A 24,569-nucleotide genomic window follows, 5' to 3' on the forward strand; every position below is an offset into this window, starting at 1 on the left:
ACGCCCGGTTACATTCCGAACCCGGAAGCTAAGCCTTTCAGCGCCGATGGTACTGCAGGGGGGACCCTGTGGGAGAGTAGGACGCCGCCGAACAACCCGCCCTTTTAGCTCAGTCGGTAGAGCGTCTCCATGGTAAGGAGAAGGTCAACGGTTCGATTCCGTTAAAGGGCTCCAAACAAAAAGGCCCCCGCCATCAGGCGGGGGCCTTTTTGCGTTTCCGGGGCCGGTCCGTGCCGGTCGCGGACCACCCGGGTCCGGACCGCCTGTCGAGGCGGCCCGGACCCGGGCGGGATCCGTCAGGAGCCCTCGCGGGGGTGGGGGACGCGGAAGGCCAGGATGGCCATGTCGTCCGAGGCGGGTTCCGCCGCGAAGCGTTCGACCGCGCGCAGGACACGGGCGGCCACCGCGCCGGCGGTGAGGCCCGTACAGGTGGTGAGGACCTCGGCCAGGCCGTCGTCGCCGAGCATGCGGGCGCCCTCCCGGCGCTCCGTCACGCCGTCCGTGACGCAGAGGAGGACGTCACCCGGATCCAGCGACAGGGTCTGCTCGTAGAGGTCCAGGTCGTCGATCACACCGAGCAGCGGCTGCGGTTCGGCCGCCGCGGTGACCTCTCCGTCCGGGCGCAGGCGCAGCGGGAGCGGATGCCCGGCGCAGACCACCTTCATCACGGCGCCGCCGTCCGGCTGCGGATGCAGCTCGCCGTACAGGAGCGTCAGGAAGCGGCTGCGGGCGCCCTCGTCGAGGATGGCCGCGTTCAGCCGCTCCAGGACCGCCGGGCCGCCCAGTCCCTCGCGGGCCAGCAGGCGCAGGGCGTGGCGGGCCAGGCCGGTGACGGCCGCCGCCTCCGGGCCCGTACCGCAGACGTCGCCGATGGCGAAGCCGTACGCGCCGTCGCGGATCGGGAAGACGTCGTAGAAGTCGCCTCCCACCTCGTTGCCCTCGCCGGCGGCACGGTAGATGACCTCGACCTCCATGCCGGGGATCGCGGGGGAGCCGGGCGGCAGGAGGCTGCGCTGGAGGGAGCGGCTGATCGCCGTGCGCTCCGAGTAGAGGCGGGCGTTGTCGAGGGCCAGGGCCGCCCGGCGCGACAGGTCGTCGGCCAGTTCCAGGATCTCCTGGCGGAAGTGCTCCTCGCTGGGCTTGCCCAGGGTCAGCATGCCGATCACCCGGTTGCGGGCCAGGAGGGGCAGGACGACCGTCTCGCCGCCGACCGCCGCGGCCGTCGCAGGCCAGGGGCGGGCGCCGGCCTCACGGACCGGCTCGGGCGGCTCCACCCGCGACAGCAGGTCCTTCAGACCGTCGATCCGCTCCTCGTCCTCGTGCAGGACGTAGGCGAGATAGGGGTCGGAGGCCTGGTCGGCGATCGTGTAGACGGCGCACCAGGTGGCCAGCGTCGGGACCGTCATCTGGGCCATCAGGGCCAGGGTCTGGTCCCGGTCGAGGGTGCCGGCCAGCAGGTCGGAGGCCTCGACGAGGAAGGACAGGGAGCCCCGGCGCAGCCGCTCCAGCTCGCCGAGGCGCGCGGACTCGACGGCGAGGGCGATGCGGTCCGCGGCGAACTGGAGGCGCAGGGCCTCCTCGTTGGTGTAGCGGCCCGGGTTCTCGGCGGCCACGCCCAGGGAGCCGGTGAGGCGTCCCTCCACCTTCAGGGGGACGGTGACCACGGAGCGCATGCCCGTGGACTCCAGGAGCGGTACGGCCCCGGGGACGGCGGAGAGGTCGTCGTGGACGGCGGGCAGGCGGGCGGATCCGTAGCGGCTGGTGCCGGCCTCGACGGGGACGCGGGCGAAGCGCTGCCGGGTGGAGGGCAGCCCCGTGGTGGCGCGGACCTCCAGCTCGGTCTCGTCGTCGGTGGCGAGCAGGAGGAACGCGGCGTCGGCGTCGAGCATGTCCCGGGCCCGCTCGACGGTGCGCTGGAGCAGGCCGTCGAGGTCGTCGGGGGCGGGGGAGCCGATGAACACCTCGAAGGGGTCCGCGGGTCGGGGCTCGGACAGCTGGCCGTCGGAGGGCGCGGCCCGTACGGGGGTCTGGAGCAGGGCGCGCTCGTCGTCGTGGACGAGGAGGCAGACGATGGACGGCTCCCCGTGGGCGTCGCGGACGCGCAGGTGCGAGGCGTAGACGGGGATGACGCGGCCGTCGGCGCCGCGGATGCCGTAGCTGCCCTCCCAGCGGGACAGGCGCAGGGCCTCGGCGATGCCGGTGCCGGTGCCGGGGGTCTGGGGCCAGGCGGCGAGTTCGGCGAGGGGGCGGCCGACGACCTTCTCGGCGGCGTAGCCGAAGACGTGCTCGGCGTCCTCGTTCCAGGCGGAGATCGCGTCGGCGGCGTCGATCTGGAGGACGGCGACGCGGACCCGGCTGTCGGCCAGGGGCAGGAACCGGTCCGGGACGACGGGGCCCGCCGAGCGGGTACCGACCGGCCGGTCCGGGAGGTCGAGGCGGAACCACACGTGCTTGCGCGTGCTGGTGTACTCGACGCCCCATCGGGTGGCGAGGGCGGCGCAGAGCATGAGGCCGCGGCCGCTCTCGCGGTCCGGGTCGGCGTACGGCCGCTCGTCGGGGTGGCGCAGGGGGAGTTCGCGCTCGGGGTACCGGTCGGCGATCTCGACGCGTACGCCGTCCTCGGCGCGCAGGCACAGGACCTCGGCCTGGGTTCCGGCGTGGACGACGGCGTTGGTGACGAGTTCGCTGGTCAGCACCACCGCGTCGTCGACGATGTCCGCGAAGCCCCAGCCCTGGAGCGTGTCGCGGACGAAGGCGCGGGCGGCGGCGACCGACCGCCCTTGCGGGGTGAAACTGGCAGCCGCCCGTGCCGTGATCACGAGTCTCCTTCGACGCGGTGGGACATCGGATGCCAGGTTACTTACCTTCGCGGCGGCCGTGAGGCCGTCGTTCGGGATTCCACCCGCAGGGTGCGGACGGTGTGCGAAGGTGCCGGAGTGTTATGGCCGCGTTCGGCCGGGGTGAAACACTGGGCAGGCTTGGAGAGCCGGCTCTTGGACAGCCGGACATCCGGTGGAACACAGGTCGACCCTTTCGGGAGGGACACGGTGGAGTCTGGCGCAGCGGTGCGGCGTACGGGAACGCGGCCCAAGGGCGGTAGGTCCCGGCGGAGCGGGACGACGGAGGTCGACACCGCCGCACTGAACCGGCTGCTCACGGCCCTGGTGTCGATGCGGGACGGGAACTTCCGCAAGCGGCTGACGGTGTCCGGCGACGGTGTGATGGCGGAGATCGCCGCCGTCTACAACGAGGTCGCCGACCGCAACCTGCACCTGACCGGGGAGCTGTCGCGGGTCCGGAGGATGGTGGGCCGCGAGGGCAAGCTGGGCGAGCGGCTGGAGACGGGGGCCTGCGAGGGTTCCTGGGCGGCCGCGATCGACGCCTCGAACCAGCTGGTGGACGACCTGGCCCGGCCGGTGTCCGAGGTGGGCCGGGTGCTGTCGGCGGTGGCCGAGGGCGACCTGGACCAGCGGATGGACCTGCGGACGCAGACCCAGGACGGGGCCGGGCACCCGCTGCGCGGGGAGTTCCTGAAGGTCGGGCGGACGGTCAACAACCTGGTCGACCAGCTGTCCGCGTTCACCGACGAGGTGACGCGGGTGGCGCTGGAGGTCGGTACCGAGGGCAAGCTGGGCGGTCAGGCCCAGGTGCGCGGGATGTCGGGTTCCTGGAAGGACCTGACCGATTCCGTCAACACGATGGCCTACCGGCTCACCGCCCAGGTGCGTGACATCGCCCTCGTGACCACGGCCGTGGCCAAGGGCGATCTGTCGCGCAAGGTCACGGTGCACGTGGCCGGCGAGATGCTCCAGCTGAAGAACACCGTGAACACGATGGTGGACCAGCTGTCCTCCTTCTCCTCGGAGGTGACGCGCGTCGCCCGCGAGGTGGGCACCGAGGGCGAGCTGGGCGGTCAGGCCAAGGTGCCCGGGGTCGCGGGCGTCTGGAAGGACCTGACCGATTCCGTCAACACGATGGCGGGCAACCTCACGGCCCAGGTGCGCGGGATCGCGCAGGTCACGACGGCCGTGGCGAACGGCGACCTGTCGCAGAAGGTACGGGTCAGCGCGCGGGGCGAGGTGGCGCAGCTGGCCGAAACGATCAACCAGATGACGGAGACCCTGCGGACCTTCGCGGACGAGGTCACGCGCGTGGCCAGCGAGGTCGGTGCGAAGGGCCTGCTGGGCGGTCAGGCGCAGGTGCCGGGTGCGGCGGGGACCTGGAAGGACCTCACCGACTCGGTGAACACGGTCTTCCGCAACCTGACCACGCAGGTGCGGGACATCGCCCAGGTGACGACCGCGGTGGCCAACGGCGACCTGTCGCAGAAGGTCACGGTCGACGTGGCCGGCGAGATGCTGGAGTTGAAGAACACCGTCAACACGATGGTGGACCAGCTCCAGTCCTTCGGTGCGGAAGTGACGCGGGTGGCCCGTGAGGTCGGCGTCGAGGGCGAGCTGGGCGGTCAGGCGCAGGTGCCGGGTGCGGCGGGGACCTGGAAGGACCTCACCGACTCGGTGAACACCGCCTTCCGCAACCTCACCGGCCAGGTGCGCAACATCGCGCAGGTGACGACGGCGGTGGCCAACGGCGACCTCTCCCAGAAGGTCACCGTGGACGTCTCCGGCGAGATGCTCCAGCTGAAGAACACCGTGAACACGATGGTGGACCAGCTGTCCTCCTTCGCCGACCAGGTCACGCGGATGGCGCGGGACGTGGGGACGGAAGGGCGTCTCGGCGGCCAGGCCAGGGTCGAGGGGGTCTCCGGGACCTGGAAGGAGCTGACCGACTCGGTCAACTTCATGGCCGGGAACCTGACCTCGCAGGTGCGCCAGATCGCCCAGGTGACGACGGCGGTGGCGCGCGGTGACCTGTCGCAGAAGATCGACGTGGACGCGCGGGGCGAGATCCTGGAGCTGAAGAACACCATCAACACGATGGTCGACCAGCTCTCGGCCTTCGCGGAGCAGGTGACGCGGGTGGCCCGGGACGTGGGCACGGAGGGCCGGCTCGGCGGCCAGGCGCAGGTGCCCGGGGTGGCCGGCGTGTGGCGCGACCTGACGGACTCGGTGAACGGCATGGCCGGGAACCTGACCTCGCAGGTGCGCAACATCGCCCAGGTCGCGACGGCGGTGGCGCGCGGTGACCTGTCGCAGAAGATCGACGTGGACGCGCGCGGGGAGATCCTGGAGCTGAAGAACACCATCAACACGATGGTCGACCAGCTCTCGAACTTCGCGGAGCAGGTGACCCGGGTGGCCCGCGAGGTGGGTACCGAGGGCATCCTGGGCGGACAGGCGGAGGTGAAGGGGGTCTCGGGCACCTGGAAGGACCTCACCCAGTCCGTCAACTTCATGGCGAACAACCTGACCTCGCAGGTCCGCAACATCGCCGAGGTGACCACGGCGGTGGCCATGGGCGACCTGTCCAAGAAGATCACCGTCGACGCCAAGGGCGAGATCCTCGAACTGGTCACCACGGTGAACACCATGGTGGACCAGCTGTCCTCGTTCGCCGAGCAGGTGACGCGGGTGGCCCGTGAGGTGGGTACCGAGGGCATCCTGGGCGGACAGGCCCGGGTGCGCGGGGTGACCGGCATCTGGAAGGACCTGTCGGACAACGTCAACACGATGGCCGGGAACCTGACGGCGCAGGTGCGCGGGATCGCCCAGGTGTCCGCGGCCGTGGCCAACGGCGACCTGACGAAGAAGGTCACCGTCGAGGCGCGGGGCGAGGTCGCGCAGCTCGCCGACACGGTCAACACGATGGTGAAGACCCTGTCCTCCTTCGCGGACGAGGTCACGCGGGTGGCCCGTGAGGTGGGCACGGAGGGCCGCCTCGGCGGTCAGGCGCACGTCCCCGGGGTCTCGGGCACGTGGAAGGACCTCACCGACTCGGTGAACTTCATGGCGTCCAACCTCACCGGCCAGGTGCGGCAGATCGCCATGGTCACGACGGCCATCGCCAAGGGCGACATGACCAAGAAGATCGACATCGATGCGCGCGGGGAGATCCTGGAGCTGAAGACGACCATCAACACGATGGTCGACCAGCTGTCCTCGTTCGCCGACCAGGTGACGCGGGTGGCCCGTGAGGTGGGCACCGAGGGCATCCTCGGCGGGCAGGCCCGGGTGCGCGACGTCGACGGCACCTGGCGGGACCTCACCGAGTCCGTGAACGAGATGGCCGGCAACCTGACCCGCCAGGTGCGCGCCATCGCGGCGGTGGCCACCGCGGTGACCCGCGGGGACCTGAGCCTGAAGGTCGACGTGGACGCGGCGGGCGAGATCCAGGCCCTCCAGGACAACATCAACACGATGATCGTCAACCTGCGCGACACCACCCTGGCCAACAAGGAGCAGGACTGGCTCAAGGGCAACCTCGCCCGGATCTCGGCCCTCATGCAGGGCCGCCGGGACCTGGACGACGTGGCCGGGCTGATCATGAGCGAGCTGACGCCGGTGGTCGCGGCGCAGCACGGCGCGTTCTTCCTCGCGGTGCCGATGGGCGGCAGCCCCGAGATCGGTACGGACGGCGGCGCGGGCGGCTCGTACGAGCTGCGGATGCGCGGGAGCTACGGGTACGCGGGCGGCCAGATGCCGATCTCCTTCCGGCCGGGGGAGGGGCTGATCGGGACGGTCGCCGAGGAGAAGCGGACGATCCTGGTGGAGAACACCCCGCCGGGCTACCTGAAGATCTCCTCGGGGCTGGGCGAGGCGCCGCCGGCGCACGTGATCGTGCTGCCGGTGCTGTTCGAGGGCAAGGTGCTCGGCGTCATCGAGCTGGCCGGCTTCCAGCCCTTCACGCAGATCCAGAAGGACTTCCTCAGCCAGATCGCCGAGATGATCGGCACGAGCGTCAACACCATCTCCGTCAACTCGAAGACGGAGATGCTGCTCAAGCAGTCCCAGGAGATGACCGAGCAGCTGCGCGAGCGCTCCGACGAGCTGGAGAACCGTCAGAAGGCGCTCCAGGCCGCGAACGCGGAGCTGGAGGAGAAGGCGGAGCTGCTGGCCCAGCAGAACCGGGACATCGAGGTGAAGAACACCGAGATCGAGGAGGCCCGGCAGGTCCTGGAGGAGCGCGCCGAGCAGCTCGCGGTCTCGATGCGCTACAAGAGCGAGTTCCTCGCGAACATGTCGCACGAGCTGCGCACCCCGCTCAACTCGCTGCTGATCCTGGCGAAGCTGCTGGCGGACAACGCGGACGAGAACCTCTCGCCGAAGCAGGTGGAGTTCGCGGAGACCATCCACGGGGCGGGCTCGGACCTGCTCCAGCTGATCAACGACATCCTCGACCTGTCGAAGGTCGAGGCCGGGAAGATGGACGTCTCCCCGACGCGGATCGCGCTGGTCCAGCTCGTGGACTACGTGGAGGCCACCTTCCGGCCGCTGACGGCGGAGAAGGGCCTCGACTTCTCGGTACGGGTCTCGCCGGAGCTTCCCGCGACCCTGCACACCGACGAGCAGCGCCTGCTCCAGGTGCTGCGCAACCTGCTGTCGAACGCGGTGAAGTTCACCGACAACGGCGCGGTGGAGCTGGTGATCCGGCCCGCCGGGGCCGACGTGCCGACGGCGATCCGCGAGCAGCTGCTGGAGGCCGGGTCGCTGCGCGACGCGGACGCCGACCTGATCGCCTTCTCGGTGACCGACACCGGCATCGGGATCGCGGCGAGCAAGATGCTGGTGATCTTCGAGGCGTTCAAGCAGGCGGACGGCACGACGAGCCGCAAGTACGGCGGCACGGGCCTGGGGCTGTCCATCAGCCGGGAGATCGCCCGGCTGCTCGGCGGGGAGATCCACGCGGCGAGCGAGCCCGGGCGCGGGTCGACGTTCACCCTGTACCTGCCGCTGCACCCGAGCGAGCTGCCCCCGCAGGGGTACGCGCCGCCCACGCCCGGCGGGGCGCGCGGGGAGTACCGCAGGGCGGCCGGGGAGGCGCCGCCGGCGCCGCAGCCCGTCCCGGTGGCGGCGCTGCCCGCGGCCCCGAAGAACGCGGTCCCGGTGCGGCAGGCCCTGCCGGTGGCGGAGCCCGCCGGACACGGTTCCTCGGCGCTGTTCCGGCGGCGGCGCAAGCCCGCGGCCGGTCCGCTGCCGCGCACCGAGGTGCCGGGGCAGCCGGACGCGGTGGCGTGGGAGGAGCAGGAGCCGCTGCCGGCGCCGCCGCGCACGTACGGATTCCACGGCGAGCGGGTGCTCATCGTGGACGACGACGTGCGCAACGTGTTCGCCCTGACCAGCGTGCTGGAGCAGCACGGGCTGGCGGTGCTCTACGCCGAGAACGGCAGGGAGGGCATCGAGGTGCTGGAGCAGCACGACGACGTGGCGGTCGTCCTGATGGACATCATGATGCCGGAGATGGACGGGTACGCGACGACGTCGGCGATCCGGCGGATGCCGCAGTTCGAGGGGCTGCCGATCATCGCGCTGACGGCGAAGGCGATGAAGGGGGACCGGGAGAAGGCCATCGACTCCGGGGCCTCCGACTACGTCACCAAGCCGGTCGAGCCCGACTACCTGCTGTCGGTCATGGAACAGCACATGCGCGGGGACTGACCGTCGGCCGGGCGCGGAGGGAGGGCGCGAGGGGAACCTTCCGCCCTCCCGCCGCGTTTCCGGTTCGTGCACAGTGACATCTTGGTGACAGGGTGTGGCGATCTCGGGACTGGGGCTACGATGACCGGCACAAGGACGGACGGCGCGAAGACGCCGTCCTCTGGGGCGGGCCCCGGCACACAGGCCGGCGCCCGGAGCCGGGGAGGCCCCATGCCGGGGCGAGGAGGACAGGGCATGGTGCAGAAGGCCAAGATCCTCCTGGTCGACGACAGGCCGGAGAATCTGCTGGCGCTGGAGGCCATCCTCTCCGCGCTCGATCAGACACTGGTCCGGGCGTCGTCGGGGGAGGAAGCGCTCAAGGCGCTGCTGACGGACGATTTCGCGGTCATCCTGCTGGATGTGCAGATGCCGGGAATGGACGGGTTCGAAACCGCCGCGCACATCAAGCGGCGCGAACGGACCCGGGACATCCCGATCATCTTCCTCACCGCGATCAACCACGGTCCCCACCACACCTTCCGCGGGTACGCGGCGGGCGCGGTGGACTACATCTCGAAGCCGTTCGACCCCTGGGTGCTGCGCGCCAAGGTCTCGGTCTTCGTCGAGCTCTACACCAAGAACTGCCAACTGCGGGAGCAGGCGGCCCTGCTGCGCCTCCAGCTGGAGGGCGGCGGTTCCAACGGCGACGGCAGCAAGGAGGCGGCCGGGCTGCTGGCCGAGCTCTCCGCGCGGCTCGCGGCGGTCGAGGAGCAGGCCGAGGCGCTGACCAAGCAGCTCGGCGAGGACTCCGCCGACGCCGCCGTGGTGGCGACGGCCGCGCACCTGGAGCGCAAGCTGACGGGGCTGCGGCGGGCGCTGGACGCGCTGGAGCCGGGAGCCGGCGGGACCGCGCCGGTCCTGCCCGCCCAGGGCTGAGGGGCCGCGCCGGGACCCGGGTCCCGGCGCGGACGCCGCCTCCCCCGGTTGCCCCGGACGGGAGGCGAAGCGGGGCGGCCCGAGGGACTGATGGGGGACCGTCAGGTCTGCCGGTGCGTCAAAGAGCGTACGGACGGGGCGACACGAACGGGTGAAGGGGTGGGCACGCGTGTCCACCGGCGCGCGCACCGGTAACCTCGGCCCCATGGCCTCACGTACGTCCGGCAAGGGTTCCCAGAGCACCGCGGGCACCGCGAAGGGCCGCCCCGGCCGTACGGCGGCGCCGGCGAAGAAGACGGCCCCCGCGCGCAAGCCCCCCGCGAAGAAGGCCGCGGCGGCCAAGCGCGCCCCGGCGAAGAAGACGGCCGCCAAGGCGGCGCCGTCCCCGACCGGCGGCGTGCTGTGGGTCGTGCGCGGCTGCTGGCTGGGGCTGGCGCACCTCGTCGGCAAGGCCTTCCGGGGCATCGGCCGGGGGGCGAAGAACCTCGACCCCGCCCACCGCAAGGACGGCGTCGCGCTGCTCCTGCTCGCCCTGGCCCTGATCGTCGCCGCCGGGACCTGGTCCAACCTGAGCGGGCCCGTCGGGGACCTGGTCACGATGCTGGTCACCGGGGCCTTCGGGCGCCTGGACCTGCTCGTTCCGATCCTGCTCGGGGTCATGGCGGTGCGCTTCATCCGCCACCCCGAGCAGAGCGACGCCAACGGGCGCATCGGCATCGGCCTGTCCGCCCTGGTCATCGGCGTCCTCGGGCTGGTGCACATCGCCTGCGGGGCCCCCGGCCGCGACGAGGGCACCACCGCCATGCAGAACGCGGGCGGGCTCATCGGCTGGGCCGCCTCCAAGCCGCTGATCTTCACGATGGGCGCGCCGCTGGCCGTGCCCATGCTGGTGCTGCTCACCGTCTTCGGCCTGCTGGTCGTGACCGCCACCCCGGTCAACGCGATCCCGCAGCGGCTGCGCCGGCTTGGGATCCGGCTGGGGATCATCGCCCCGAACGAGTACGACGAGGGGTACGGCCAGGCCGCGGGCGCCGACCGGCACGACGCCGAGCAGTGGCGGGCCCGCACGGAGGGCGCGGCGGAGCCGGGCGACCCCGCGGACGCCGCGGAGGAGGCGGCCCTGGCCAAGCGGCGCCGCCCCCGCCGCGCCGCCGCGCGGCCGGGGGAGCGGGAGATGGACGCCGTCGACGTGGCCGCGGCGGCCGCCGCCGCGCTGGACGGGGTGGTCTTCGGGGGGCTGCCGCCGTCCCCGGTGGTCGCCGACCTCACCCAGGGGATCACCCCCCGGCGGGACGGCGTGGAGATCACCGCCCCCGTGCCGCCCGCCCGCGAGGAGCGGCCGGCCGCCCCAGCCGCCCCGGCGGAGCCGGAGCCCGCCGACGTGCCGCACGAGCCCACCGCGGCGGCCTCGGGCACCCTGTCGGTGCCGGACCTGACCAAGGCCCCGCCCGAGAACCAGCCCCTACCGCCCCGCGCCGAGCAGCTCCAGCTGCGCGGGGACATCACGTACGCGCTGCCCTCGCTGGACCTGCTGGAGAAGGGCGGTCCCGGCAAGACCCGCAGCGCCGCCAACGACTCGGTGGTCGCGGCGCTGACGAACGTGTTCACCGAGTTCAAGGTGGACGCCCAGGTCACCGGTTTCACCCGGGGCCCGACGGTCACCCGGTACGAGGTCACGCTCGGCGCCGCGGTGAAGGTCGAGCGGATCACGGCGCTGGCGAAGAACATCGCCTACGCCGTGGCCTCCCCGGACGTGCGCATCATCAGCCCGATCCCGGGCAAGTCGGCGGTCGGCATCGAGATCCCGAACACCGACCGGGAGATGGTCAACCTGGGCGACGTCCTGCGGCTGGCCGACGCCGCCGAGGACGACCACCCGATGCTGGTCGCGCTGGGCAAGGACGTCGAGGGCGGCTACGTCATGGCCAACCTCGCGAAGATGCCGCACGTGCTGGTCGCCGGCGCCACCGGCTCCGGCAAGTCCTCCTGCATCAACTGCCTGATCACCTCGATCATGGTCCGGGCCACCCCGGAGGACGTGCGGATGGTCCTGGTCGACCCCAAGCGGGTCGAGCTGACCGCCTACGAGGGCATCCCGCACCTGATCACGCCGATCATCACCAACCCCAAGCGGGCCGCCGAGGCCCTCCAGTGGGTGGTGCGCGAGATGGACCTGCGCTACGACGACCTGGCCGCCTTCGGGTACCGGCACATCGACGACTTCAACCGGGCGATCCGCGACGGCAAGATCAAGCTGCCGCCCGGCAGCGAGCGGGAGCTGAGCCCGTACCCGTACCTGCTGGTGATCGTCGACGAGCTCGCGGACCTGATGATGGTGGCCCCGCGCGACGTCGAGGACTCCATCGTGCGGATCACCCAGCTGGCCCGCGCGGCCGGCATCCACCTGGTGCTCGCCACCCAGCGGCCCTCGGTGGACGTGGTGACCGGTCTGATCAAGGCGAACGTGCCCTCGCGACTGGCCTTCGCGACCTCCTCGCTCGCCGACAGCCGGGTCATCCTGGACCAGCCCGGCGCCGAGAAGCTCATCGGCAAGGGTGACGGACTGTTCCTGCCGATGGGTGCGAACAAGCCGGTCCGCCTCCAGGGCGCCTTCGTCACCGAGGACGAGATCGCGGGCATCGTCCAGCACTGCAAGGACCAGATGGCCCCCGTCTTCCGGGACGACGTCACGGTCGGGCAGAAGCAGAAGAAGGAGATCGACGAGGAGATCGGCGACGACCTGGACCTGCTGTGCCAGGCGGCCGAGCTGGTGGTCTCCACCCAGTTCGGCTCCACCTCGATGCTCCAGCGCAAGCTGCGCGTGGGCTTCGCCAAGGCGGGGCGGCTGATGGACCTCATGGAGTCCCGGGGGGTCGTGGGCCCCAGCGAGGGCTCCAAGGCCCGCGACGTCCTCATCAAACCGGACGAACTGGACGCCGTGCTCGCCGTCATCCGGGGAGAGGCTCCCTAGAACGGGGATCCGCCCGCCTCACCCGACCGCAGGGGGTTCGGCGGGCAACCGTTTCCCCTGGGCGCGCGTCAAGTTGAGGGAGGCAGCGGCGGGCGGCGCCCTCGCCATACGGATGGCGTAGGAAGCGGACCCTCCGGTTGCCCGACCCTTTCGTCACCCCCCTAGACTGGACATCCAGCAGGTGGCTACACGCTCGAAAGGCGCCCTTGTGTCCATCGGCAACTCCAACTCCCCCGAAGAAGAGCGGCCTTCGGCCGACGACCGGTCCGAGGACCGTCTCGTCGAACGCTCCGTCGAAGGACCGTCCATCGGGACGGCCCTCAAGAAGGCCCGGATCGCCGCCGGGCTCACCGTCGACGAGGTCTCGTCCACCACGCGCGTGCGCATCCCGATCGTGCACGCGATCGAGGAGGACGACTTCACGCGGTGCGGCGGCGACGTCTACGCCCGCGGCCACATCCGTACGCTCGCCCGCGCCGTTCACCTCGACCCGGTACCCCTGGTCGAGATGTACGACGCGGCGCACGGCGGCCGGCCGGCACCCACCCCCGCCGCGCCGATGTTCGACGCCGAGCGCATCCGCCCCGAACGGCAGCGGCCCAACTGGACCGCCGCCATGGTCGCCGCGATCGTCGCCGTGATCGGCTTCGTCGGCTTCACCGCCTTCAGCGGCGGCGACGAGAAGGCCAAGCACCCCGTGGCGGAAGGTTCCGCCTCCCCGCAGCCGGCGCCCAAGCAGTCGGCGGGCGGGCAGCAGCCCCCGGCCAAGACCCCGCAGGCACCCCAGGCCCCCAAGCCGGAGCCCTCGGACAGCGCCATCGCGGCCGCGCCCAAGGACCTCGTCACCGTGGTCCTGACGGCCGACGTCGGCGAGAGCTGGATCTCGGCGAAGGACCACAGCGGCCGGCTGCTCTTCGACGGCACCCTCGCGCACGGCGAGTCGAAGACGTTCACCGACAAGGAGTCCGTGGACCTCGTCCTGGGTGACGCCGGTGCCGTCAAGCTGTTCGTGAACGGCAAGGAGATCAAGGACCGGTTCGAGTCGGGCCAGGTGGAACGTCTCACCTACACCAAGGACGACCCCCGCCAGGGCCAGGCCCAGGCGGGCTGACCGGCCCCGATCGGCGGCGAGCAGCCCGGAATAAAAAATTCCAGATCCCCGGGACCCGTGCGGCACCTGCCGCCGGCCCCCGGGGATCTTGCTGTGGGGGGACGTGGGGCGGGGGCCGGCGCCGGGACGAAGTAGTCTTGAGTCCATGCCCGAACGCCGTACCGTCGCCCTTGTCACTCTTGGCTGCGCCCGTAACGAGGTGGACTCGGAGGAGCTCGCAGGCCGCTTGGCGGCGGATGGCTGGGAGCTCGTCGAGGACGCCGCCGACGCGGACGTCGCCGTCGTCAACACCTGTGGCTTCGTCGAAGCCGCCAAGAAGGACTCCGTAGACGCCCTGCTGGAAGCCAACGACCTCAAGGACCACGGCCGCACCCAGGCCGTCGTCGCCGTCGGCTGCATGGCCGAGCGCTACGGCAAGGAGCTCGCCGAGGCCCTCCCCGAGGCCGACGGGGTCCTCGGCTTCGACGACTACGCCGACATCTCCAGCCGCCTCCAGACCATCCTCAGCGGCGGCAGCGTCGAGGCCCACGCCCCGCGCGACCGGCGCCAGCTGCTGCCGATCAGCCCGGCCGAGCGCCAGAAGGCCTCCGTGGCCCTGCCCGGACACGCCCAGGACGGCGCCGAGGCGCCCGCGGAGGCCCCCGCCGACCTCCCCGAGGGCGTCGCCCCCGCCTCCGGTCCGCGCGCCCCGCTGCGCCGCCGCCTGGACAAGAGCCCGGTCGCCTCGGTGAAGCTGGCCTCCGGCTGCGACCGCCGCTGCTCCTTCTGCGCGATCCCGTCCTTCCGCGGCTCCTTCATCTCCCGCCGCCCCTCCGACGTGCTGGGCGAGACCCGCTGGCTCGCCGAGCAGGGCGTCAAGGAGATCATGCTGGTCTCCGAGAACAACACCTCGTACGGCAAGGACCTCGGCGACATCCGCCTGCTGGAGACCCTGCTGCCCGAGCTCGCCGCCGTCGACGGCATCGAGCGCGTCCGCGTCAGCTACCTCCAGCCCGCCGAGATGCGGCCCGGCCTGATCGACGTGCTCACCTCGACCCCCAAGGTCGCGCCGTACTTCGACCTGTCCTTCCAGCACTCGGCCCCCGACGTGCTGCGCGCCATGCGCCGCTTCGGCGACACCGACCGCTTCCTGGAGCTGCTGGACACCATCCGCTCCAAGGCCCCGCAGGCCGGCGTCCGCTCCAACTTCATCGTCGGCTTCCCCGGCGAGACCGAGGAGGACTTCGCCGAGCTGGAGCGGTTCCTCACCCACGCCCGCCTGGACGCCATCGGCGTCTTCGGGTACTCGGACGAGGACGGCACGGAGGCCGCCACCTACGAGAACAAGCTGGACGAGGAGACCGTCGCCGAGCGCCTCGCGCACATGCAGCGGCTCGCCGAGGAGCTCACCTCCCAGCGTGCGGAGGAGCGGATCGGCGAGACCCTTGAGGTACTCGTCGAGACGGTCGTCCCGTTCGACGAGGCGGAGGAGGGCGAGGGCGCCTACGGGCGCGCCGCCCACCAGGCCCCCGAGACCGACGGCCAGGTCGTCTTCACCGACGGCACCGGCCTGGTGCCGGGGCGCATCGTCACGGCCAAGGTGGTCGGCACGCTGGGCGTGGACCTGGTGGCCGAACCCCTGGGCACGGAGTTCTCGGAAATCCAGGAGGCGGCCGGATGAGCGGAGTCCCGGCATCGGCGGCGGGCGGGACCGGCCGCCGGCCCGCGCCCGGCGCGAAGCTCGGGACTGCGGCCGTCAACCAGGCCAGCCTCTGGAACATCGCCAACATCCTGACGATGGTCCGGCTCGTCCTCGTGCCGGGATTCGTCCTGCTGCTGCTCGCCGACGGGGGCTACGACCCCGTCTGGCGGGCCCTGGCCTGGGCTGCCTTCGCCGTCGCCATGATCACGGACATCTTCGACGGGCACCTGGCCAGGACGTACAACCTGGTCACGGACTTCGGGAAGATCGCCGACCCCATCGCCGACAAGGCGATCATGGGGTCGGCGCTCGTGTGTCTCTCCTGGCTCGGGGACCTGCCCTGGTGGGTGACCGGGGTCATCCTCGGACGGGAGCTCGGCATCACGCTGATGCGGTTCTGGGTGATCCGCTACGGGGTGATCCCCGCCAGCCGCGGGGGCAAGCTCAAGACGCTGGCCCAGGGGACGGCGGTGGGCATGTACGTGCTCGCGCTGACCGGCCCGCTGGCGACCCTGCGCTTCTGGGTGATGGCGGTGGCCGTCGTGCTGACCGTGGTCACCGGTCTGGACTACGTCCGGCAGGCCCTGGTGCTGCGCCGGGCGGGACTGGCCGCGGAGCGGGCCGCGAAGTGACGAAGGGGGCGGGGGAGGCGCCGGAATCCGCGGGGGCGGGGTACGGCGCCGTGCGCGTGGCCGAAGACGTGCTGCGGTTGCTCGCGGAGCGTGACCAGAGCCTGGCCGTGGCGGAGTCGCTGACCGGGGGGATGGTCGCCGCGGAGCTGACGGCGGTGCCGGGGGCATCGCGCTCCTTCCGCGGGTCGGTGACGGCGTACGCCACTGAACTCAAGCACCGCGTCCTCGGGGTGGACGCGGCCCTGCTCGCGGCCGAAGGCGCGGTGAACGCCCAGGTCGCCGCGGAGATGGCCGACGGGGTGCGGCGCGTGATGGGCGCGTCGTGGGGGATCGCGACGACCGGGGTGGCCGGTCCGGACCCCCAGGACGGGCAGCCGGTCGGCACCGTCTTCGTCGCCGTGGCGGGTCCGGGGGGCAGGAAAACGGCCCGGCTGCGGTTGAACGGCTCCCGTACGGAAATCCGTAGGGAGAGTGCACGCACAGTGCTCGAACTGCTCTCGAGCGAACTCCGCGAGAATCCGCGGGGGCAGGATACGGAACAGAACGGGGGGATTTGATGTTTGCAGCCCTGAGTGAACACGACATCGCTCCCCGCACGGCCGCGGCGCGAGGCGGTACGGTGGGGCGTGAAGGTTACGGCTACACGGTCAGAGGAGGGAGCCACCGATGATTCTGCTCCGTCGCCTGCTGGGTGACGTGCTGCGTCGGCAGCGCCAGCGCCAGGGCCGTACTCTGCGCGAAGTCTCCTCGTCCGCCCGAGTTTCGCTCGGCTATCTCTCCGAGGTGGAGCGGGGGCAGAAGGAGGCATCCTCCGAGCTGCTCTCCGCGATCTGCGACGCGTTGGACGTACGGATGTCCGAGCTGATGCGCGAAGTCAGTGACGAGCTGTCGCTGGCCGAGCTCGCGCAGTCGGCAGCCGCAAGCGAACCGGTGCCGGCACCGGTGCGCCCGATGCTCAATTCGGTCTCCGTGGCCTCGGTCACGGGCGGACCCGAACGGGTGACCATCAAGGCACCCGTGGAAGCGGTGAACGTCGTAGCCGCTTGAGTGCGCGAGCTGGACACGTGGGTGTGGCGGAGCCCCGGGTGGTGCGTGGAGCACCGGCCGGGGCTCCTTGCCGTCCACGGCTCCCGCCGCCGGCCGGGTGCCCGTCGTTCTGGGTGCGGGGGCCGGGGGTGTGCGGGAGGATGGGCGCGACCGGGAACCGGCCCTCTGGGAGGTGGCCGTGCGGCTGTTACTGCGCATACCTGTGGCTCTGTCCGTCGTGCTGGTCCTGCCCCTCGTGCTCGCGGCGGGCGCGCTGTGGTGGTGGGCCGTGGTGAGGCTGGCGGTGGCGCCGGCCGACTCGGGCCCCGTGGAGGGGGCGATAGCCATCGGCGGCTGGGGACTGGGGCTGCTGCCCGTGCACTGCGTACCGGGCCCCGCGCGCAGGGCCGGGGGCCGGACCCCCGGCGCCGCCGACGCGGGCGCGCAGGGCGCTACCAGGGCATCGCCACCCCGCCGTTCGGCCGAAGGATCTGTCCCGTCATGAAGGACGAGGCGTCCGAGGCCAGGTAGAGCACCGCGTGGGCGACGTCCTCGGGCTCGCCGACCCGGCGCAGCGGGGACATGCGGACCATGGCGGCCTCCGTCTGCTCCTGGGCCTCGGGAGTGTGGCGGGCGGTCATGGGGGTGCGGACCCACCCCGGGGCGACGGCGTTGACGCGGATGCCGTGCGGCCCGCTCTCGGTGGCCAGGGTCTTGGTCAGCTGTACCACGGCGGCCTTGGCGGCGCTGTAGCAGAGCAGGCCGGGCTGGGCGGCGTCCACGGCGCCGGAGGCCATCGTGACCACCGAGCCGGGGCGGCCGGCGGTGATCATGGATCTGACGGCCTCCTGGCAGGTGCGCAGGACCCCCTTGAAGTTGACGTCCAGGATCCGGTCGAGGTCCTCGTCGGTGGTCTCCAGGACGCTGCTGGTGTGCATGACCCCGGCGACGGCGGCGGCGATGTCGAGCGGCCCCGCCGCGGCGACGGCGGCCCGCAGGGCGGCGCGGTCGGTGACGTCGAGGGGGTGGGCGGTGGCGCTTCCGCCGGCCTTGGCGATCAGGGCCGCGGTCTCGGCGAGGCCCCGCTCGTCGCGGTCCGCGCAGTGCACGGCCGCGCCCGCGGCGGCGAGCAGGAGCGCGGTGGCCCGGCCTATGCCGGCGGCGGCTCCGGTGACGAGTGCGGTCCGGCCCGTGAGGTCGTACGCGGTGATGGGTGTGGGCATGCCAGGACCGTACGAGTGGATCTGACGGGGCGTCAATCGGTGGGGGCGTCCGGGCTGGGACCGGACTGGCAGCGCGGGCACCAGTAGGTGGGGCGGTCGTCCTGCGGGGCCTGGCGCACGGGGGTGCCGCAGCGCAGGCAGGGGCGGCGGGCGCGGCCGTAGACGAACAGCTCCCGGCCGGGGCGGCGGCTGCCGGTGGTGTTGCGGGGGCCGCCGTGTCCGGTGTTGGCGGCGAGCAGGCGCTGGGCGGCGCCCGCGAGGCGGACGGCGGTGACCTCGGGGTCGGGGAGCGCGCCGACCGGGGTCCAGGGCGTGGCCGCGGCCAGGAAGCAGAGCTCGGACTTGTAGATGTTGCCGATCCCCGCCAGGTTGCGCTGGTCCAGCAGGGCCTCGCCCAGGGGGCGGCCGGGGGCGGCGAGGAGGTTGGCGGCGGCCCGGTCCGGGTCCCAGTCGGGCCCCAGGAGGTCGGGGCCGAGGTGCCCCACGGCCCGGGCCTCGTCGGCGGTGCGCAGCAGCTCCAGGACGGGGAGGCGGTAGCCGACGGCCGTCGCGTCCGCGGCGGCCAGGACGGCCCGGATCTCGTAGGAGGGGCCGCCGCGCCACTTCTCGGCGGGGGCGAAGACGTACCAGGCGCCGTCCATGCCGAGGTGGCTGTGGAGGGTGAGGCCGCCTTCGAGGCGCGCGAGGAGGTGCTTGCCGCGCGGGGTGACGTCCAGGGTGGTGCGGCCGGCGAGGTCGGCGGTGGCGAACCGGGGGACGCGGAGGTCTGCGTGGGTGAGGGTCTTGCCCGCCAGGGCGGCGTGCAGCCGGGCCGCGGCGCGGTGGACGCTGTCTCCTTCGGGCATGGGGCCATTGTCACGCCGCCGGGGCGGGGAAACGCGGAACCCCCCGGGCGGGGTGGCCGCCGCAGGGGGGTCGCGCGATCAGGAGCGGTGAGGGGCCGTGGGGCCGCTCATCACTTCCAGGTGAGGCCCTTCTGGGCCGGCTTGTTCAGGTTGTTGTACGGGTCGCCCCAGTACTCGGCGCCGGTGACCTTGGCGCCGGTCGGCGCGAGGGCGATGGCGCAGGAGGCCTGCGACTTGCCGTTGGTGAAGCCGGACGGCAGCGACTCGCTCGGGCACTTGTCGAACTTGCCGACGACCAGAAGGACGTCGGACTCGGCGCCGCCGTCGAGCAGGCCCTTCATGTGGCCGACGGAGGTGAAGGACAGGTCCGTCGTGCCGGTGTTCTTGGCCGTGTAGTGGATGTAGAAGGGCGTCTTGCCCTTCACCTTGTCGGCGACGTTCAGGGACGCCAGGTCGGCCGGGTTCCCCGCCTCGATGCTGGTGACCGTGAGGGCGAGCTGGCCGGTCTTGCTGCCGGAGGTGAACGGGACGGTCGCCGCCTGGCCGATCTTGAAGGCCTGGCCGGACGTGGCCACCGCGCCGCCGCCGCCGGCGGGGGCGCCGGAGGCGCCGTCGTAGCCCTCCGCGGCCGGGGAGCTCGGGGCTCCGGCCGGCGGGGTGGCGTAGCCGCCGGGCTGGGACGGCTGGGCGGCCGGGGCGGACGGCGCCGCCGGGGTGAGCTCCTCGTTGCCGTCCTTGCAGCCCGTCAGGACCAGGGTGCCGGCGACGGCGAGGCCGGCCGCGGCCAGGGTGGTCTTGCGCATGCTGATGCTGCTCACTTCTCTTCTCCCCCATGACTGTGCACCGCCAATGCGGTGCCTGTGATCACCTTTGATAAGGCATGGATAAGCGCCTGTGCCAGCTCAGGAGCGGCTGGCAGCGGTTTCGTGACATGGCCAAGACATACGTGGCTGAGTCGAGACCGGAGCGGGTTCAAGCCGTTTCCCTGAGGCACACGGCCTAGTTGCGCAGCCTCAGTCCCCTCGGGGTGGCGTGGAAGCCGGCCGTCTCCAGGGCCCGGCCGAGCGGGGAGGTGAGGGCCGCCGCCGCGTTGATGCGCTCCACCGTCAGGTCCGGGAGGGTCCCCGCGCGGGAGGCCGCCGCCAGGGCCTGTGTGGCCGCCGCCAGGCGCGGATCGCCCGCCTCGGGCCAGGCCAGCAGGGTCTTGCCGCCGCGCTCCAGGTACAGCGTGAGCTCGCCGTCGACCAGCACCACCAGGGAGCCCGCCTTGCGGCCCGGCTTGTGGGTGGCTCCGGCCGGGGGCTCCGGCCAGGGCAGGGCCGCCCCGTACGCGTTCGCCGGATCGGCGGCGGCCAAGACCACCGCCTCCAGCGGGGGCGGGTTCTTCTCGGCCGCGCGGAGCCGGTCCACCGCGCCGTCCATCGCGAACTGGGCGGCGCCCAGCCCCTCCACCACGTACCCCCGGCGGGTCTGCCCGCTGTCCTCGAACGCGGACAGGACCCGGTACACCGCGCTGAAGCCGCCTTCGACGCCCTCCGCCGCCACAGCCCCGCGCGTCACCACCCCGTGCCGGTCGAGCAGGGTGCGGGCCAGGGCGTGGGCGCGGTGGGTCGGATCCGGGGCCGGCGCCGGGAGGAGCGACCAACGGCCCGAGACCGTGGGCGGCCCGCTCCGGGAAGCGGTCGCGCTCAGGCTGCCGTACCGGCCGCGCGGGACCGTACGGCGGGCCCGGTGGGCGGTGGCGCCCGCCGTACGGCCCGAGCCCAGCAGGGAGCGCAGGGGGGCCAGTGTGTCGTTGGTCAGCCGGCCGGACCATGCCAGGTCCCACAGGGCCGAGGACAGCTCCAGGTCGCCCGCCTCCGGATGGCGGGCCCGGACCGCTTCCGTGAGCTGGCGGAAGAACAGGCCGTACCCGCCCGAGAGGGCGTCCAGCAGCGCCTGGTGAAGGGGGTTCAGCTCCAGGGGGTGCGGCGGGGGGAGCAGCAGCGGAGCCGCGTCCGCCAGGTAGAGCGAGACCCAGCCGTCCTTGCCCGGCAGGGCCCCCGCCCCCGCCCACACCACCTCGCCGGTGGTGGTCAGTTCGTCCAGCAGGGACGGCGCGTACCCCGCGACGCGGGAGGGCAGGACCAGCCGCTCCAGCGCCGACGCCGGCACCGGCGCTCCCTGGAGCTGCTCCACGGCGCGCGCCAGGCCGTCGATCCCGCGCAGACCGCCGCCCAGGTGCTGCCACTGCGGCAGAAAGGTGGCCAGCGAGGCAGGCGGGACCGGCTCCAGCTCCTGCCGGAGCGCCGCCAGCGAGCGGCGCCGCAGCCGGCGCAGCACCGCGGCGTCGCACCACTCCTGGCCGATGCCCGCCGGATGGAACTCGCCCTGCACCACCCGGCCCGCCGCCGCGAGCCGGTGCAGGGCGCCTTCGGTCACGGCCGCACCCAGCCCGAACCGGGCGGCGACGGCGATCGTGGTGAACGGGCCGTGCGTGCGGGCGTGGCGGGCCAGCAGATCGCCCAGCGGATCCTTGACCGGCTCGGTGAACGCCTCCGGGACCCCCACGGGCAGCGCCGTCCCCAGGGCGTCCCGCAGCCGGCCCGCGTCCTCGACCGCCGCCCAGTGCTCCGCGCCGCCGATCCGCACCCGGATCGCCCGGCGGGAGGCCTCCAGGGCGGGCGCCCAGCCCGGCTCCGCGCCCCGCTCCGCCAGCTCGGCGTCCGTCAACGGGCCCAGCAGGCGCAGCAGATCGGCCACCGACTCGGCGTCCTTCGCCCGCCGGTCCTCCGTCAGCCACTGGAGCTCCCGCTCCAGCTCCTCCAGCACCTCGGCGTCGAGGAGTTCGCGCAGCTCCGCCTGGCCCAGCAGCTCCGCCAGCAGCCGCGAGTCCAGCGACAGCGCCGCCGCCCGCCGCTCGGCCAGCGGCGAGTCGCCCTCGTAGAGGAACTGGGCGACGTACCCGAAGAGCAGGGAGCGGGCGAACGGCGAGGGCTCGGGCGTGGTGACCTCGACCAGGCGGACCCGGCGCGCCTCCACGTCCCCCATCAGCTCGGTCAGGCCCGGGACGTCGAAGACGTCCTGGAGGCATTCGCGCACGGCCTCCAGCACGATCGGGAAGGAGCCGAACTCGGACGCCACCTGGAGCAGTTGCGAGGCCCGCTGGCGCTGCTGCCACAGCGGTGTGCGCTTGCCGGGGCTGCGGCGCGGCAGCAGCAGGGCGCGCGCCGCGCACTCGCGGAACCGGGAGGCGAACAGGGCCGAACCGCCGACCTGGTCGGTGACGATCTGGGCCACCTCCCCCTGGTCGAAGGCGACGTCGGCGGCGCCCAGCGGGGCCTGCCCGTCGTCGAAGCCGAAGGACGCGGGCCGGGCCGGATCGTGGTCGAGGAGGTCCAGCTCCATGGAGAGCAGGTCGGCGTCCGGCAGGCGCAGCACGATGCCGTCGTCGGCATGCATCACCTGGGCGTCCATCCCGTACTTCTCCGCGAGCCGGGCACCCAGCGCCAGCGCCCACGGGGCGTGCACCTGGGCGCCGAAGGGGGAGTGCACGACGACCCGCCAGTCGCCCAGCTCGTCCCGGAACCGCTCCACCACGATGGTCCGGTCGTCCGGCACGTGGCCGCAGGCCTCCCGCTGCTCCGCGAGGTACGCCAGGACGTTCTCCGCGGCCCAGGCGTCCAGCCCCGCCGCCAGCAGCCGCAGCCGGGCGTCCTCCTGCGCGAGCCCGCCGAGCTCGCGCAGGAACGCACCGACGGCACGGCCCAGTTCGAGGGGGCGGCCCAGCTGGTCGCCCTTCCAGAACGGCAGCCGGCCGGGCACCCCGGGAGCCGGGGTGACCAGGACCCGGTCGCGGGTGATGTCCTCGATCCGCCAGGAGGTCGTGCCCAGGGTGAAGACGTCGCCCACGCGGGACTCGTAGACCATCTCCTCGTCGAGCTCGCCGACCCGGCCGCCGCCCTTCTTCGGATCGGCGCCCGCCAGGAAGACGCCGAACAGCCCGCGGTCGGGAATGGTGCCGCCCGAGGTCACCGCCAGGCGCTGCGCGCCGGGCCGGCCCGTGACCGTCCCCGCGACCCGGTCCCACACCACCCGGGGCCTGAGCTCCGCGAACGCGTCCGACGGGTAGCGGCCCGCCAGCATGTCCAGCACCGAGGTGAACGCCGACTCCGGCAGCGCCGCGAAGGGCGCCGCCCGCCGGACCAGCGCCAGCAGGTCGTCCAGCTGCCAGGTGTCCATCGCGGTCATCGCCACCAGCTGCTGGGCGAGTACGTCGAGCGGGTTGGACGGGATCCGCAGGGACTCGATCGCCCCCGTCCGCATCCGCTCCGTGACCACGGCGGCCTGGACCAGGTCCCCCCGGTACTTGGGGAAGACCACCCCGGTGGAGACCGCCCCCACCTGATGGCCCGCCCGGCCCACGCGCTGGAGCCCCGAGGCCACCGACGGCGGCGACTCCACCTGCACCACCAGGTCCACGGCGCCCATGTCGATGCCCAGCTCCAGGCTGGAGGTCGCGACCACGGCGGGCAGCCGGCCCGCCTTGAGGTCCTCCTCCACCAGCGCCCTCTGCTCCTTGGACACCGAGCCGTGGTGCGCGCGCGCCAGCAGCGGCGGGGCGCCCCGCGCGGCGCCCGACTGCGCCATGATCTCGGCCGGGGGCGGCGCGCCCTCGCCGAGCGGCTCGCCGGTGGCGCGCTCGTGGGCGATCTCGTTGAGCCGGTTGCACAACCGCTCCGCGAGACGGCGGGAGTTGGCGAACACGATGGTGGAGCGGTGGGCCTGCACCAGATCCGCGATCCGCTCCTCCACATGGGGCCAGATCGACGGCTTGTCCCCGCCCTCGCGGCCCTCGGTGGCGGGGGAGCCGCCCAGCTCGCCCATGTCCTCCACCGGGACGACCACCGACAGGTCGAACTCCTTGGCCGACGGCGGCTGCACGATCTCCACCCGGCCGCGCGGGGCGAGGTAGCGGGCCACCTCCTCCACCGGCCGGACCGTCGCCGACAGCCCGATCCGGCGGGCCGGGCGCGGCAGCAGCTCGTCCAGCCGCTCCAGGGAGAGGGCCAGATGGGCGCCGCGCTTGGTCCCGGCGACCGCGTGCACCTCGTCCAGGATCACCGTCTCGACCCCCGACAGGGCCTCGCGGGCCGCCGAGGTCAGCATCAGGAACAGCGACTCCGGAGTCGTGATCAGGATGTCGGGCGGGCGCAGCGCCAGCGCCCTGCGCTCGGCGGCCGGGGTGTCCCCGGAGCGGATCCCGACCCGGACGTCCGGCTCGGGCAGGCCCAGCCGGGCCGACTCCTGCCGGATGCCCGTCAGCGGGCTGCGCAGATTGCGCTCCACGTCCACCGCGAGGGCCTTCAGCGGCGACACGTACAGCACCCGGCAGCGCTTCTTCGGCTCGGCCGGCGCCGGCCCCGAGGCCAGCCGGTCGAGGGCGGCGAGGAAGGCGGCGAGGGTCTTGCCGGAGCCGGTCGGCGCCACGACGAGCACGTCGGACCCCTCCCCGATGGCCCGCCAGGCGCCCTCCTGCGCGGAGGTGGGCGTACGGAAGGCCCCCGTGAACCACGAGCGGGTCGCGGGGGAGAACGAGTCGAGCGCAGCGCCTGCCATGCCCCCATCGTG

The 24,569-nt window shown here is 72.9% G+C and carries 13 protein-coding genes, 1 tRNA gene and 1 rRNA gene; 10 read left to right on the forward strand and 5 right to left on the reverse strand.

The window, feature by feature from the left end:
• Positions 1–93, forward strand: a 5S ribosomal RNA gene (rrf, locus tag ACIRBY_RS29825); the annotation flags it as partial.
• A gap of 5 nt (positions 94–98) precedes the next feature.
• A tRNA-Thr gene (locus ACIRBY_RS29830) sits at positions 99–174 on the forward strand.
• A gap of 122 nt (positions 175–296) precedes the next feature.
• On the opposite strand, the gene ACIRBY_RS29835 is transcribed toward ACIRBY_RS29830, so the two are convergent.
• Complete coding sequence (locus ACIRBY_RS29835; protein WP_403906516.1) at positions 297–2,855, reverse strand: SpoIIE family protein phosphatase; 2,559 nt, start codon at positions 2,853–2,855, stop codon at positions 297–299.
• Between the two features lie 192 nt (positions 2,856–3,047).
• Between ACIRBY_RS29835 and ACIRBY_RS29840 the strand changes: the two genes are divergently transcribed.
• The 8 genes from ACIRBY_RS29840 (at position 3,048) to ACIRBY_RS29875 (ending at position 16,912) form a co-directional block, all read left to right on the forward strand.
• Positions 3,048–8,555: a HAMP domain-containing protein gene (locus tag ACIRBY_RS29840; protein ID WP_403906285.1), complete on the forward strand. Its 5,508-nt coding sequence runs from the start codon at positions 3,048–3,050 to the stop codon at positions 8,553–8,555.
• A 234-nt stretch (positions 8,556–8,789) separates the two neighbouring features.
• On the forward strand, positions 8,790–9,470 hold the full coding sequence (locus ACIRBY_RS29845; protein ID WP_045949494.1) for a two-component system response regulator: 681 nt from the start codon (positions 8,790–8,792) through the stop codon (positions 9,468–9,470).
• A gap of 205 nt (positions 9,471–9,675) precedes the next feature.
• On the forward strand, positions 9,676–12,441 hold the full coding sequence (locus tag ACIRBY_RS29850) for a DNA translocase FtsK (protein WP_403906289.1): 2,766 nt from the start codon (positions 9,676–9,678) through the stop codon (positions 12,439–12,441).
• Positions 12,442–12,649: 208 nt separating this feature from the next.
• Positions 12,650–13,552 carry a RodZ domain-containing protein gene (locus ACIRBY_RS29855; RefSeq protein WP_403906292.1) on the forward strand — a complete coding sequence of 301 codons (903 nt, stop codon included), beginning with the start codon at positions 12,650–12,652 and terminating at the stop codon, positions 13,550–13,552.
• Between the two features lie 145 nt (positions 13,553–13,697).
• On the forward strand, positions 13,698–15,212 hold the full coding sequence (gene rimO / locus ACIRBY_RS29860; RefSeq protein ID WP_390690138.1) for a 30S ribosomal protein S12 methylthiotransferase RimO: 1,515 nt from the start codon (positions 13,698–13,700) through the stop codon (positions 15,210–15,212).
• Positions 15,209–15,865 (forward strand): CDP-diacylglycerol--glycerol-3-phosphate 3-phosphatidyltransferase, encoded by a 657-nt coding sequence (gene pgsA, locus ACIRBY_RS29865; protein WP_042820365.1) that lies wholly within the window; start codon positions 15,209–15,211, stop codon positions 15,863–15,865. The genes rimO and pgsA overlap by 4 nt, the downstream gene beginning before the upstream one ends.
• 56 nt (positions 15,866–15,921) lie before the next feature.
• Positions 15,922–16,422: a CinA family protein gene (locus ACIRBY_RS29870; protein WP_403906296.1), complete on the forward strand. Its 501-nt coding sequence runs from the start codon at positions 15,922–15,924 to the stop codon at positions 16,420–16,422.
• Positions 16,423–16,531: 109 nt separating this feature from the next.
• Entirely contained in the window at positions 16,532–16,912 is a 381-nt protein-coding gene (locus tag ACIRBY_RS29875) for a helix-turn-helix domain-containing protein (protein WP_007266936.1), read from the forward strand.
• A 431-nt stretch (positions 16,913–17,343) separates the two neighbouring features.
• Here the strand turns inward: ACIRBY_RS29875 and ACIRBY_RS29880 are convergent, their stop codons facing one another.
• From ACIRBY_RS29880 to ACIRBY_RS29895, 4 genes are all read right to left on the reverse strand, one after another.
• A complete protein-coding gene (locus ACIRBY_RS29880) occupies positions 17,344–18,114 on the reverse strand; it encodes an SDR family NAD(P)-dependent oxidoreductase (protein WP_403906306.1) in 771 nt (256 codons plus the stop codon).
• A 32-nt stretch (positions 18,115–18,146) separates the two neighbouring features.
• The gene (locus ACIRBY_RS29885; protein ID WP_403906308.1) at positions 18,147–18,959 is read right to left on the reverse strand and encodes an Fpg/Nei family DNA glycosylase; all 813 of its coding nucleotides are present in this window, start codon (positions 18,957–18,959) and stop codon (positions 18,147–18,149) included.
• A gap of 110 nt (positions 18,960–19,069) precedes the next feature.
• A complete protein-coding gene (locus ACIRBY_RS29890) occupies positions 19,070–19,777 on the reverse strand; it encodes a hypothetical protein (protein WP_403906310.1) in 708 nt (235 codons plus the stop codon).
• A 181-nt stretch (positions 19,778–19,958) separates the two neighbouring features.
• Complete coding sequence (locus ACIRBY_RS29895; RefSeq protein WP_403906313.1) at positions 19,959–24,557, reverse strand: ATP-dependent helicase; 4,599 nt, start codon at positions 24,555–24,557, stop codon at positions 19,959–19,961.
• Positions 24,558–24,569 lie beyond the last annotated feature (12 nt).

Source organism: Streptomyces sp. NPDC096136 (assembly GCF_044763325.1).
In the GTDB taxonomy this organism is placed as follows: Bacteria; Actinomycetota; Actinomycetes; order Streptomycetales; family Streptomycetaceae; genus Streptomyces.